The 13,120-nt window shown below is 48.8% G+C and carries 10 protein-coding genes; 5 read left to right on the top strand and 5 right to left on the bottom strand.

From position 1 onward, the window contains the following. Nucleotide 1 precedes the first annotated feature (1 nt). The 3 genes from MKY92_RS10720 to MKY92_RS10710 form a co-directional block, all read right to left on the bottom strand. Nucleotides 2-667, bottom strand: coding sequence for an SGNH/GDSL hydrolase family protein (locus MKY92_RS10720; RefSeq protein WP_339300630.1), 666 nt, complete (start codon nt 665-667; stop codon nt 2-4). Nucleotides 668-751: 84 nt separating this feature from the next. Then, the gene (locus MKY92_RS10715; protein WP_339300628.1) at nt 752-1,540 is read right to left on the bottom strand and encodes an alpha/beta hydrolase; all 789 of its coding nucleotides are present in this window, start codon (nt 1,538-1,540) and stop codon (nt 752-754) included. A gap of 143 nt (nt 1,541-1,683) precedes the next feature. Then, entirely contained in the window at nt 1,684-2,517 is an 834-nt protein-coding gene (locus MKY92_RS10710; RefSeq protein WP_339300627.1) for an AraC family transcriptional regulator, read from the bottom strand. 128 nt (nt 2,518-2,645) lie between these two features. Between MKY92_RS10710 and MKY92_RS10705 the strand changes: the two genes are divergently transcribed. The 3 genes from MKY92_RS10705 (at nt 2,646) to MKY92_RS10695 (ending at nt 6,791) form a co-directional block, all read left to right on the top strand. Further along, on the top strand, nt 2,646-4,673 hold the full coding sequence (locus MKY92_RS10705; RefSeq protein ID WP_339300625.1) for a beta-galactosidase: 2,028 nt from the start codon (nt 2,646-2,648) through the stop codon (nt 4,671-4,673). A gap of 440 nt (nt 4,674-5,113) precedes the next feature. Continuing rightward, entirely contained in the window at nt 5,114-6,070 is a 957-nt protein-coding gene (locus MKY92_RS10700; protein WP_339300624.1) for a YafY family protein, read from the top strand. A 1-nt stretch (nt 6,071) separates the two neighbouring features. After that, on the top strand, nt 6,072-6,791 hold the full coding sequence (locus MKY92_RS10695) for a hypothetical protein (RefSeq protein ID WP_339300622.1): 720 nt from the start codon (nt 6,072-6,074) through the stop codon (nt 6,789-6,791). Nucleotides 6,792-6,892: 101 nt separating this feature from the next. On the opposite strand, the gene MKY92_RS10690 is transcribed toward MKY92_RS10695, so the two are convergent. Together MKY92_RS10690 and MKY92_RS10685 are read right to left on the bottom strand one after the other, a co-directional pair. After that, complete coding sequence (locus tag MKY92_RS10690) at nt 6,893-8,407, bottom strand: altronate dehydratase family protein (protein ID WP_339300621.1); 1,515 nt, start codon at nt 8,405-8,407, stop codon at nt 6,893-6,895. After that, complete coding sequence (locus MKY92_RS10685; protein WP_339300620.1) at nt 8,404-9,921, bottom strand: tagaturonate reductase; 1,518 nt, start codon at nt 9,919-9,921, stop codon at nt 8,404-8,406. The genes MKY92_RS10690 and MKY92_RS10685 overlap by 4 nt, the downstream gene beginning before the upstream one ends. Nucleotides 9,922-10,062: 141 nt before the next feature. Between MKY92_RS10685 and MKY92_RS10680 the strand changes: the two genes are divergently transcribed. Both MKY92_RS10680 and MKY92_RS10675 read left to right on the top strand, forming a co-directional pair. After that, nucleotides 10,063-10,989 carry an AraC family transcriptional regulator gene (locus MKY92_RS10680; RefSeq protein ID WP_339300618.1) on the top strand — a complete coding sequence of 309 codons (927 nt, stop codon included), beginning with the start codon at nt 10,063-10,065 and terminating at the stop codon, nt 10,987-10,989. A 141-nt stretch (nt 10,990-11,130) separates the two neighbouring features. Further along, complete coding sequence (locus MKY92_RS10675; protein ID WP_339300617.1) at nt 11,131-13,119, top strand: translation factor GTPase family protein; 1,989 nt, start codon at nt 11,131-11,133, stop codon at nt 13,117-13,119. The last annotated feature ends 1 nt before the right edge of the window (nt 13,120 follow it).

Here is a 13,120-nt window from a genome sequence, read left to right as displayed (position 1 = left end):
CTTATTCAGATTTGACGCCGCCTGACCATTCGAATCCGATGGCATCCAAGAATGCTTTGGACAATACCATATGGCCCGTTGCATCCGGATGTACCCGGTCATAAGTCAGCACAGACGTATAGAAATGATCCCAAAATGGAGCAAATGCAGCCTGTGTATCCACATACACCGCGTCATACTCACTCGCTACCCTGCGTACCGCTTCTCCGTAGATATCCATCGTTGCCCGCATCGGGTCTTCCGGATTGGCCTCAAGATAATAAGGCGTCATTAGTACCAGACCTTTCAGGTTGGGACGAACCGAAGCCACCAGTTCACGCAATGTGGATTCGTATTCTTCAAGAAACACATGTGAGTCTGTTGACAATGGGTTGTCGAACTGACGCCATACATCATTAATGCCGATCATGATCGTCAGCCAGTCCGGTTTAAGGTCCAGCACATCACGATCCCAGCGCTGTTTCAGATCACGAATCGTATTTCCACCATTACCCACATTCTGGACAAGCAACATCAATTCCGGATAGATGGACCGCAAGAGGGCATACACTTGCGCTACGTAACCATGGCCCAGACCTGAACTGCCTTCACCTACAGGATGCTCCCGACCACAATCTGTAATCGAATCCCCGATAAACAAAAGCTTGTCATTTTTCTGCAATTTCATCGTTATTTTCTCCTTCGCTTCAAAGCGCTAATATACGGATTACTCGATTAGTCAGGACCGTTCACTTGATACCAGCCAGAAAAATTACCAGCCTTGATTCTTGAGCCATGTGAGACACAGATCCGACCATACCCGAATCGCATGGTTGTCCTCAGCCAATCCAAGACCATGTGAACCTTTCTCAAAAACGTGCAAATCATAGGGAATGCCATGCTCGCCCAATGCAAGTGCGTAACGCAAGCTATTCTCTACAGGCACTGCCTGGTCAGCGCTGGTGTGCCAGATGAACGCTTCAGGAGCATCCGCTCTCACTTGCTGCTCCGCACTGAAAGCCTTGATCTGCTCGGCAGACGCATCAGACCCAAGCAAATTCTCACGGGAACCGGCATGTCCATAGGACTCCATCGTAATGACCGGATAACAGAGAATAACTCGGTCCGGGCGTGAACTCTGGCGTTCAATGAGGTCCTCATGATCCGGTTGTCCCTCATCATACAGCGTTCCCAATGTTGCCGTGAGATGTCCGCCTGCGGAGAAACCGAGTACTGCAATCTTGGCAGGGTTGATGCCATACTGCTCAGCATGAGCACGAACATAACGTATGGCACGCTGACCATCTGTTATCGGTGCAGGATGCTGGTGAGGCGCCACCCGATATTTCAGGACAAATGCACTTATACCTGCACGGTTCAACAATTCAGCTATTGGAGCACCTTCATGATCAGCCAAAAATCCATAACCGCCACCTGGACACACAATGACAGCGCTCTCTGAACCGGGCTGAATAAATGGAATCAAATGTGGCATCTCGTCTTCATGGCCCTGGGCTGCATAAGGTGCAGCATGATCCCATAAAGGTATAGTTGTTGTCATCTTCAATCATCCTCTCCAAGTAGAACGGAACCATGGGTCCGTTTAAACGTTTTCGAATCTCAGGAATCGATACCATCATAACGGTAATGACCCTAACGCATCAATACTTTCCTGGCATCACTTTTTGATCATTTGGGTACATGTTAGTACAAATTACGGAACTGTTCAGGAGTCACCCCCTCAATCCTGCGAAAGGTTGCTACAAAATGGCTTGCATCTCGAAACCCTACCCTAACTGCAGTTTCCCTAATCGTCAGGGCGGTATCCCCGGTCATGATTTCCTTGGCTTTGCGAATGCGCAGCAAAATGAAATAACTGTAGGCTGTCATGCCAAAGGACTGCTTGAACAAGGTATTCAGATGTCTGGATGAGATCCCTGTGAGGTCAGCCATATGTTCGAGACCAATCTCGGGATTCGCATAATGCTGTTCCATGAATGCAATGAGCGGAGCGAGTCTCTCCACGGCATGAGAGATCGAAGACCGATTGCCGGTCATGCCATGTTTTTTGAGCAAAATCAGAAATCGGTATATATCCGCTGACGCCTCGAGTCCCGACAAATCCTGATCACTTCTGATCGAATCCAGCACTTCCTGGCCGTAATCATTGAACGGACTGCTCTGCTCCCACTGATAGAACGCCGCTTCACCCAGACTAAGTGACTCCAAGATTGCCGGACACTGGGAACCGCCAAATGTAATGTAAAGTGTCTCCCACTCTCCTTGGGCGCGCACATATTCATGCGGTTCATTCGGCGGCAGCAAAATACCTGATGCTTCCCCCAGTACGACCGTGGACCCGGCAAACTTGAATTCTCCGGCTCCCTTTACTGTCTGAAGCCAATGGTAACAGGGATACCCCACAGGTCTGGACACTTTCTCCTGATTGCCGTTATAACCCAGGCTCTCAATATAAAGGGGCAAGGGCTGATCACGTGATGTCATGAAATATCGTTGATGTCGGGGGGAGATTAACATGGGATGCCTCCTTGGGTATAAGCTGAAACACACTTCCGTATTCTTATATCAGTCATTACTTTTATTATATTTTAAAAGTCATATGTATCATATAATATAGGATTATTCTTATACAAGAGGTGAACACATTGATTAGCAGCAAACTGCCCAAAATGTTCTACGGGGGCGATTACAACCCGGAACAGTGGGATCACGAAACCCACCTTGAAGACCTGCGCATGTTCCAATTGGCAGGCATTGATATTGCCACAATCAACGTATTTTCATGGGCACTGATTCAGCCTGATGAAGTTACTTATCGTTTTGAAGAACTCGACCAACTGATTAATCGTTTATATGAAAATGGTGTCTATATATGCCTTGCAACAAGCACGGCTGCACATCCGGCCTGGATGGCAAAGAAATATCCAGACGTGCTTCGTGTAGATGCCGATGGACGCAAACGCAAATTTGGTGGGCGGCATAATTCCTGTCCCAACAGCCCGACCTATCGTAAATACTCCGAGAAAATTGCGGATAAACTGGCCGAACGATACAAGGATCACCCCGCAGTTCTCGTATGGCACATCTCCAATGAATACGGCGGTGACTGTTACTGTGACAACTGTGAGAAAGCGTTCCGCGTATATCTGAAAGAGCGCTATCAGACTTTGGAACAGGTCAACAAAGCATGGAACACTAATTTCTGGGGACATACCTTCTACGATTGGGATGAGATTGTATTACCAAGCAACTTGAGCGAACACTGGGGTAACAATAATTCAACATTCCAGGGAATCTCGCTGGACTACTCCCGATTCAACTCCGACAGCATGCTGGATTGTTACCGTCTGGAATACGATGCGATCAAAAAACATATTCCGGACTCTGTCGTTACAACCAATCTGATGGGATTCTTCAAGCAACTGGACTATTTCAAATGGGCAAAATACATGGATATTGTCTCCTGGGACAGCTATCCCGGTCTCGCCACACCCGTCAGCTTCACGGCAATGGCTCATGATCTCATGCGTGGACTGAAAGATGGTCAACCGTTCATGCTGATGGAACAGACACCAAGCCAGCAGAACTGGCAGCCGTATAATTCATTGAAACGTCCTGGCGTCATGCGTCTATGGAGTTACCAGTCTGTTGCACACGGGGCAGATACCATCATGTTCTTCCAGCTCCGCCGCTCCATCGGTGCCTGTGAGAAGTATCATGGTGCAGTTATTGAGCATGCCGGTCACGAGAATACACGTGTATTCCGCGAAGTTGCTGAGCTGGGCAAGGAGTTACAGATCCTTGGCGACACTACGCTGGATGCTACTGTAGAATCCAAAGTAGCGATTGTGTTTGATTGGGATAACTGGTGGGCCATCGAAAAATCAAGCGGACCTACGGTTGCCCTCAACTATGTGGATCAGATCCATAAATACTATGCAGCGTTCTTCCGCCGTAACATCCAGGTGGATATCGTCAGTGTGGATACGGATATTAGCAAATATGACATCGTTCTTGCCCCTGTCCTCTACATGGTCAAACCAGGATTTGCCGCCAAACTGGAGAAGTATGTTGCAGCAGGTGGAACATTCCTGACGACTTTCTTCAGCGGTATTGTCAATGAGAACGATCTCGTGACAACCGGTGGTTATCCGGGAGAACTCCGTAAGTTGCTCGGAATCTGGGTGGAAGAGATTGATGCCTTGCTGCCTGAGCAAAAGAACCGCATTGTCCTCAAAGAAGCCTACGGCGATCTTCAAGGAGAGTATGGCTGCGGCATGCTGTGTGACCTGCTGCACAGTGAAGGAGCCGAAGTCATCGCAGAATATGGAGACGACTTTTATAAAGGCATGCCTGTTGTGACACGTAACACCTTTGGTCAAGGTGAAGCCTGGTACGTTGCATCCGACCCGGATGAACGTTTCCTGGATGGTTTGCTGGGACAGCTTGCAGCAGCCAAGAATGTAGAGTCCCTGCTGGCGACACCGGAAGGTGTTGAAGTAAGTGCACGAACCAAAGACGGCAAACCCTACCTGTTCGTCATGAACCATAACGCAACCGCACAATCCTATGATCTGGGAACAGCTAAAGCACATGATCTGCTCACCAATCGTGAGCTTTCGGGAAGTGTTGAGATTGAAGCCCGTGGGGTGCAATTACTCGAGATGAAATAAGCGATTTCGCTTAATTCGAATCATTTGGAATAATATAATGTGATAAAATACCCGTGATACAAAGTGTCACATATTCGTTCCTTTTATACTTGTTATTGTCTTCAGCGAGGATATTGGTATAGATTTCAGACCTTTATCGTCTTCTGTAAGCCAAAAGCTGCTACTTCCCGTATCCGTCTACACCGGATACGGGTTTTTGGCATGATCTGTGGTCTTTTTGATAGAAGGAAATATCAGTATGCAAAGCGAATTGGACGAGAAACACATTTTAACAAAGCCTGCCGGAACATACTTGTGAATCCTGATGCTGATCCATTATAAAATAATGAACAGTTGAGAATATATTGGTGACACTCATGATGTCACTTATTCGTTGTTACAATAGAAATATAACTACGACATCACTTTCCGGCGGCGCAGATCGAAACGGAGTGGCTGACATGAACAGAACAAATCGGCTTGCTGCCATTGTAATGGCATTACAGCATGGTCACGAAACGGCACACTCATTAGGCGAGAAATTTGAGGTTTCCCGTCGCACAATTCTCCGGGATATTCAGTCCCTCTCCGAGATGAATGTGCCCATTATTGCCATTTCCGGTCCGGGAGGCGGTTTCAGACTTATGGAGGGTTACGTATTACCCCCACTACAGCTGGACCCGGTAGAAGCAGCGACGCTCCTATTCGCTCTTGAAGGTCTAAGTCGCTACGCCGACACACCCTTTCATGAGAAACGCTGGACCCTGATGAACAAAGTTAAGGCCATCATTCCGGATGATATTATGTCGCGAATTGATCCTATGCTCAAACAGCTGTATCATCATATTCCAGATCGCAATTACATTCTTCCTCATCTGGACGCACTGCTGGCATGCATACCCGAACACGAGTGGCTCAGTGTGCTGTATCGCTCCGTATCGCGTCAGCGATGGTTGCATATCTGTCCCTCACGGGTATATGCTTCCTCCGGCTTCTGGTATTGTGAAGCATATTCCCTCGAACATGGTGAACAGCGTCTGTTCCGGGTTGACCGAATTACCGATGTCAAAGAGATCGAACCACAGGATGCATTGGTGCTTAACGAACAGGCGGAGCAACAGCAGAGCAAGCCGATCCCTCCAGAACAGCCGCCAACCCTGGTTAAGGCACAACTCAGCTATAGGGGAATGATTGAAGCTGAACAGGACGAGCATATTGGTGAAAAGATGATTGAAATTGCCCCGGATCTCTGGGAATTATCATTCCTTTGTCCACCAGGGGAATGGGACTGGGCCGTACGATTCTTTTACCGATTGGGACGTGAAGCCGAAGTGATTGAACCCCTCCAACTTCGCAGTGAGATTCGTCAGCATGCCGAGGAAGTGAGCCGGAGATACCTTGCTTCAACCAAGTCGTAGCTTGACTACACACAAAAAGGAGCCTACTGATATCATGACATATGAAGCCGTTATAACATACGAAGAAGCAGTACAGCGTATCCAGTCTATAGGGCTGCTGCCTCTGGCACCACTATTTGCCGAATATCCTTCTCTATCATCGCTAACCCCCAAAGAACATTGGCACAAGGATGATGAATTCGATCCCTGGTTATGGCGTTCACGCCTGGCTGAGGAGGGCATTGCTGCCTATGGAAAATTTGTCAAAAAGAAAGCGCTTCTGGTCTCATCTGAATACTTCCCTTGGGTACACCGACTGCTTGCCGACTCCAGAACCATCAAGGAACAGTATGAAGCGGGTCTACTCTCCCGTGAAGCGTTCAAACTTCATGCGTTAGTTGCAGAACAAGAAGGCATCGATGGACGTGCCTTGCGATCACAAGCCGGTTTCGGGGCAAAAGAGGACAAAAAAACATTTGACCGTGGACTTCTGGACCTTCAGGGCTGTGCAGCCATTGTGATCAGTGGAACCAAAGAAAAAGAGGGGCTCGCAGAAGGCAAAGTCGCATGGAACAGCTCCGCCTATGAGACCGCAGATCACTGGATGGAACGTCATGGCATTAAGCCGTTTGAAGGTAGCGTTACAGAGGCGGGTGAACTGCTGGTTGCTCAACTGCAACAACATGCCTCACCAGCCGCATTATCAAGCATCGCCAAAGCGCTTGGCATCCGTGGAATCTAAATAAAGCCAATCCCGGTTGTAGTGCAAATTTCAACCGGAATTGGCTGTGGTTCACCATATAATGCAACCCAGACGATCAACAGCCCCCATCGACAATGGATTTAGAGAATTACGCCATCCTTGAATATGGCAATCTCCCGGAATCCATGCTGCTCACTGAGTGTATGGGACCGTCCTGAAGCAATATCAATTAGCTGGCTGAACAGCTGCACTTTCACCTCATCCATCGTGCGCCCCTCCAACAGCTGGCCTGCGTTGAAGTCAATCCAGTGTTTTTTGCGATTTGCAAGATCGGATTGAGTCGCAATCTTGACGGTAGGTACCGGGCCTCCGAATGGAGTGCCCCGTCCTGTTGTGAAGAGCACGATATGTGCACCTGCTGCAGACAGTGCCGTGACAGACACCAGATCATTACCTGGTGCTTCTACAATGTTCAGACCGGTTTGAGATACACGTTTGCCATAGCGCAGAACGTCAACGACTGAAGAACGCCCTCCCTTTTGCGTACATCCAAGTGACTTTTCCTCGAGTGTGGTAATGCCACCTGCCTTATTACCAGGTGAAGGATTCTCATAGATGTTCTGGCCATGGTTCACAAAATATTGCTTGAAGCCGTTCACCAAATCCACCAAATCGTGAAATACTTGCTCATTGGCAGCCCGGTTCATTAAGATCGTCTCCGCACCAAACATCTCCGGGACTTCCGTCAGAATAGCCGTACCCCCGGCAGCAACCAGCATATCAGCAACTGCACCGACCAGTGGATTGGCTGTAATGCCAGATAAACCATCGGAACCGCCACACTTCAAACCAATTTTGAGTTTGCTGAGCGGAAGCGGCTGCCGTTGCTCATGTTCAACGATCTCCACAAGTTCTTCCATCAGTCGAAGCCCTTCCTCAAGCTCGTCATCCGTTTCCTGTGCTTTGAGAAACCGTACTTTACCTCGGTATTCGGGAGCAATACACTCACGGAATTCATCGACCTGATTGTTCTCACAGCCCAGACCGATGACGAGCACGCCTCCTGCATTCGGATGCTCCACCAAGGAGGCCAGCAACTGTTGTGTATACTTCAGATCATCGCCAAGCTGTGAGCACCCGAATGGATGTGGAAAGTGAAATACACCATCTACCCGGCTTCCGAACTGGGACTGCCCCATACGTGCCAAAGCTTCACACACTTTATTGATACATCCAACCGTATTCACAATCCAGATCTCATTACGAATACCTGCTTCACCATTGGGACGCAAATATCCATCAAATGAGCGCAGATGTTCCGGAGGCATGTCCGTCTGAATCTGAGCTCCCGGCTGATACTCATATTCAAGCAATCCGTGCAGACCCGTCTTCAGGTTGTGACTATGAATCCAGCTTCCCTGCTCAATCTGCTCTTGGGCAATCCCGATGGAGAAACCATACTTCATCACATCATCACCCGGTGCCAGGGTATGCACAGCAATCTTATGCCCTTTGGGCACGTCATCCAGCAAGGTAAAAGAAACTCCGTCTTGCAGGGTAATGCATTCTCCTTTGGCATAATCCCTAAGCGCTATAATGACATCATCCTGTGGTTGAATGGCAATCCAGTCATTGATTGTACTTGTTGTGTTCATTTCCCTTCACCTTCCAACAATCCGATTTCACGAACAAGTGCTGCGCGCAACCCTTCTCTTGCATCCAGATCTTCGCCCCAGATCAGGGTATCCGACAACACAGCCGCTACGCGGTTATCCAATTGGTTCTGATCCCTGTTAAGCGTGTCATAACCGTCCCAGTGCGCAGCCAAAGCAGCCAGGACATCCGGGTCATCCCGCAGCAGAATGTCCTCTCCATTCAGTCGTTGTCCCTTGTAACCTTCTGGCGTATTTACCGGACGATAGAGACACAATAATCCAGCAAATCCTTGAATTAAACGTTCTGGCCAACTTCCCTGATTTTGCTCATAAGACAACAGTGTAGGCAGCACACGCACCTTGAATTTTCCGATCGTATTCAAAGCAATATCTTGCAATTTGTGATCAATATACGGGTTAAGAAACCTTTCGAATACTTCTTCTGCATACTGGTCCAGCTGATGATCGGGCATATCCAGAGCAGGGACGATCTCCTGATGCACAGCTTCCCTGATCCATGAGCCAAAATGTGGATCTTCCATCGTTTCTCTCACATGCTGCTTGCCTTGCAGAATGCCGAGGGAAGACATTAAGGTATGCGCCCCATTCAAAATACGAACCTTGCGTACCTGAAAAGGCTTCAGATCTTTCACCCAATGTACATTAAGACCTGCCTGCTTGAGAGGAAGTTTTTTGTCCAATGATTCATCACCCTGAATGGCCCAGAAATGATATGGCTCTGCCGTATTAATCAACTGGTCCTCATACCCCCAACGATTTGTCAGGGAATCGGCTTCCTCCTGGGTCGGCGCACCTGTCACAATTCGATCTACCAGATTGTTCAGGAAATGATTATGGTTCTCGATCCATGAACGAAAACCATCTGAATACCCATAATCCTCACTATGCTGGAGGACACAACTGCGCAGCACATTCCCATTGCCTTCAAGCAGCTCACATGGCAGATGAATCAAACCTCTGGATGGGTCACCATCAAATTTCAAATATCGCTGATGCAGAAAAACCGTTAATTTCCCCGGAAATGATTGGACGGGTTCACCCTCGATATAATCCGCATACGTATATTTCAATCCTGATTCGGTTGTATTGGAAATAACGAACTCAAGTGAAGGCAGTTCCGCCAAGTTCAGAAAGGCATCCCATTCCTCATACGGATTGATACACTGTGAGAAAATGGAGATCAACTCTGTCCGCTCAACCGGCTTTCCTTGGGACAGCCCTCGCGTAATCATCGTATATAATCCGTCCTGATCGCGAATCTGCTCCAGCTTGGCTTTGCCTCCCGGTCGTGGTTGGGTAACGGCTACACTTCCATGGAATTTGCCTTGTCTGGCACTCTCATGAAGCATCCAGTCTGCAAATCCCCGCAAGAAATTACCTTCTCCAATCTGCAAAACCTTCACGGGACGCTCCATAATCTCCTTGCACTTGCGCTGACCATCGCTCCCCAGTAAATTCAGCTTCAACCTTGGCCGTTTCGTGCTTGCCGACATGGACACTCACCTCATCGATTATTTGTACTGTCGGAATGCAGCTCGAAGGCTCTGCACCCTTTTATTGTAAACGCTTTAAATTCATTGTATCATCAATAAAAGGAAATTAAATTGCTTATATTGCGGTAAATATACTCTCTCATGACCAGGTATAACATCTCGTTGAAGACGATCGTCTGGAAAGGAGTCTTTATGGAACGTTCACCTGTTCGTACGACTATTCAAGCAGAATCCGGTATTCCGTTCCGCCTGGTGTACAGCGACACCAAATCCCCTCAGAACGAGTTGCCAGATCACCTTCACGACTGGCATGAAATTATCTATGTATATCGGGGTCAGGGAAGCATCTTTATTGATACGGGACTTGAGAATATGCAGGAAGGAGATCTGTTCATTATACCTGGCAGTACGGTTCATCGAGCCTTGCCGGATGCAGGCAATCCTGTCACATCTTCCGCACTGTTCTTCAGCCCGGGCTTGCTGGCATCCACCGCCGGAGGTGCTGCTTCTTCTTTGCTAAGCCTGTTTGAACGTTGTCGTAAACAACGTGTGTATAAGAGGCATCTGAACACAGAGGAGCAATTACAGGTGGCCGCCCTCATTGATGATATTCAGACCGAATTCCAGCTCGGTCATCATCTAAGCGCACATGCGGCCCTGTTAAGGCTGCAACTGTTGCTCATTTTTCTGGAACGTCTGGAAGCTGCGGGACCTGCGAATCCGGGTAAATCCGCTCCGGGTCCCTCATGGCTCTCTTCTACGATCTCTCATATTGACGATAACCTTCGGAATGGCCTTTCCCTCCCTGAACTGGCGCAGTACGCCTCTGTATCCCCTGCCCATTTCAGTCGTGCCTTCAAACGATACACGGGAATGACTCTAACGGATTATGCATTAGCACGAAGGGTTATTATGGCAAAAGAGCATCTGGTGCAAGGTGATGAGACGATGGCAGCCGTTGCCGATGCTTGCGGGTTCGACAGCCTGCCCCACTTTTACCGTCAATTCAAAAAATTAACCGGCACAACGCCCGCATCTTATCGCAGAACCATGAACATTTCTCGTTAAAATAGAACCAGAATGGACGTAGGTTCCTGGGTCTAATCATATATATCCACATATTCTTCCATATGGAAGATGTGGTATGATAATCTGGATTATTACTTGTCGGAAACATTGCATTCCGTTGTCAGAGGAGCTTAGCATTCCATGTTAAACGAATTGAATCGCAGGAATATTGGCATCTTCGCTCATGTGGATGCGGGGAAAACAACCACCACCGAGCATATGTTATTTGAGAGTGGTGTCGTCCGCAGTCCGGGACGTGTAGATGACGGAACAACAGCCACAGACTCCCTGGATATTGAGAAAGAACGTGGCATATCCGTTCAGGCAGCCATGACCTCTCTGATCTGGAAGAACACTATTATTGACCTCATTGATACGCCTGGTCACATTGATTTCAGCTCCGAAGTAGAGCGAACGCTACGGGTAATGGATGGCGCTATTCTCATTCTGTCGGCAGTAGAAGGCATTCAGTCCCAGAGTGAAGCCATCTGGCATGCCCTTCGTTCACTTCGCATCCCAACCATCATTTATATTAATAAAATGGATCGGATTGGCGCATCTGCCCCAGCGGTAATGGAGCAGATTCGTTCCAGCCTGTCCCCTTTCGCATGCGAAATCCAAACGTATCGGCTCCAGGAAGATTCTTTTCATGGCATCGACTCCCTATGGAACCCGAATCAAGATTCTCTGTCAGATGACACACCTTCCATTCCAGGTCTGGTCGAGATCCTTGCCGAGCTGGACGAAGAGGTCATGGAAGCCTACATCCAGGAAACACCGTTATCGCAAAAGGACCTGAATGATGCATTCCTGCGGTATGTACATCAGGGTGAGATGTTTCCTGTGTGTTATGGCGCTTCCGGCAAAGGAATTGGCGTCACGGCATTGCTGGACGCTGTCCTTGCATTCCTGCCCCCACCTGCACAACCAGTGGATTCTCCCGTATCGGGTGTTGTATTCAAGATTGAACGTGACCGTACGATGGGACGCACGGCTTACGTCCGTATGTACGGTGGCAGCTTACACAATCGGGATATCATCCATAATTCGACGCGGGAGCTTGAAGAGAAAGTGACGCAGATTCGCCGCATGGATGGACGGAAATGGGCGGATACCGGTGCCGTTCACGCGGGGCAGATTGCTATGCTGTACGGACTGAGTGACACACATGTGGGTGACGTTATCGGCAATCCTGAGGGTGTACCTCCTCTGCCACAGATGGCTGTACCTTTGTTGACGGTGCAAGTACATGGGAAAGACCCGGCACGTTACCCCGATCTTGTGGCAGCATTGCAGGAGTTGACGGATGAAGACCCCTTACTCGACCTGCAATGGTTGCCAGAGGAACGAGAACTGAATCTCAAGGTCATGGGAACCATTCAGCTTGAGATTTTATCCAGCCTGTTGCTGAGTCGTTTCGGATTGGATGTCGTGTTTGATCCACCATCCGTCATCTACAAGGAGACCCCTCGTGTAGCGGGAGAAGGTTACATTGCCTATACGATGCCAAAGCCCTGCTGGGCCATCCTCCGTTTCAGGATCGAACCTTTGCCTCGCGGAAGCGGTCTGATCTATACCTCGACCGTAAGAGCCGATCACCTGCTGGTACGTTATCAGAATGAAGTTGAACGACGAATTCCGGAAGCCTTGTCTCAAGGTATGCTCGGTTGGGAAGTCACCGATCTGCGCATCACGCTGGTGGAAGGGGAACATCATGTCTGGCATACACATCCGCTGGATTTTGTTGTAGCCACGCCTATGGGAATCATGGACGGATTGTCGAGAACAGGTACCACGTTGCTGGAACCCCTTCTTCAGTTCCGGCTGACGGTCCCGGAAGAATACGGCGGTAAGGCCCTTAGCGATCTGGTACATATGCGGGCAACCTTCGAAGCCCCCGTCATTGGTAGCGGACGTTGTATTATTGAAGGAGTTATGCCTCTTGCCACCTCAATGGATTATCCGGTGAAACTGCGTTCCGAGACAAGCGGACGCGGGGTGCTTACAACTTCGTTTGCCGGATACCAGGATTGTCCTGCGGATGTGAATCATGCTCGCAAACGCAGAGGAGTTAACCCGCTGGATCAGTCGAAGTATATTTTAAGTGTACGAAACGCGATTACATCATAAA

It is taken from the genome of Paenibacillus sp. FSL R5-0623, from assembly GCF_037974265.1.
Lineage (GTDB): Bacteria > Bacillota > Bacilli > Paenibacillales > Paenibacillaceae > Paenibacillus.
The sequence above is the reverse complement of the archived record's forward strand: the minus strand, read 5'-3'. Positions and strand labels throughout refer to the sequence as shown.

Excerpts from the sequence above, each read along its gene's own strand:
- MKY92_RS10720 (WP_339300630.1), bottom strand. The coding sequence starts at position 667 with ATGAAATTGCAGAAAAATGACAAGCTTTTGTTTATCGGGGATTCGATT.
- MKY92_RS10680 (WP_339300618.1), top strand. The coding sequence starts at position 10,063 with ATGACCAGGTATAACATCTCGTTGAAGACGATCGTCTGGAAAGGAGTC.
- MKY92_RS10710 (WP_339300627.1), bottom strand. The coding sequence starts at position 2,517 with ATGTTAATCTCCCCCCGACATCAACGATATTTCATGACATCACGTGAT.
- MKY92_RS10715 (WP_339300628.1), bottom strand. The coding sequence starts at position 1,540 with ATGACAACAACTATACCTTTATGGGATCATGCTGCACCTTATGCAGCC.
- MKY92_RS10700 (WP_339300624.1), top strand. The coding sequence starts at position 5,114 with ATGAACAGAACAAATCGGCTTGCTGCCATTGTAATGGCATTACAGCAT.
- MKY92_RS10690 (WP_339300621.1), bottom strand. The coding sequence starts at position 8,407 with ATGAACACAACAAGTACAATCAATGACTGGATTGCCATTCAACCACAG.
- MKY92_RS10675 (WP_339300617.1), top strand. The coding sequence starts at position 11,131 with ATGTTAAACGAATTGAATCGCAGGAATATTGGCATCTTCGCTCATGTG.
- MKY92_RS10685 (WP_339300620.1), bottom strand. The coding sequence starts at position 9,921 with ATGTCGGCAAGCACGAAACGGCCAAGGTTGAAGCTGAATTTACTGGGG.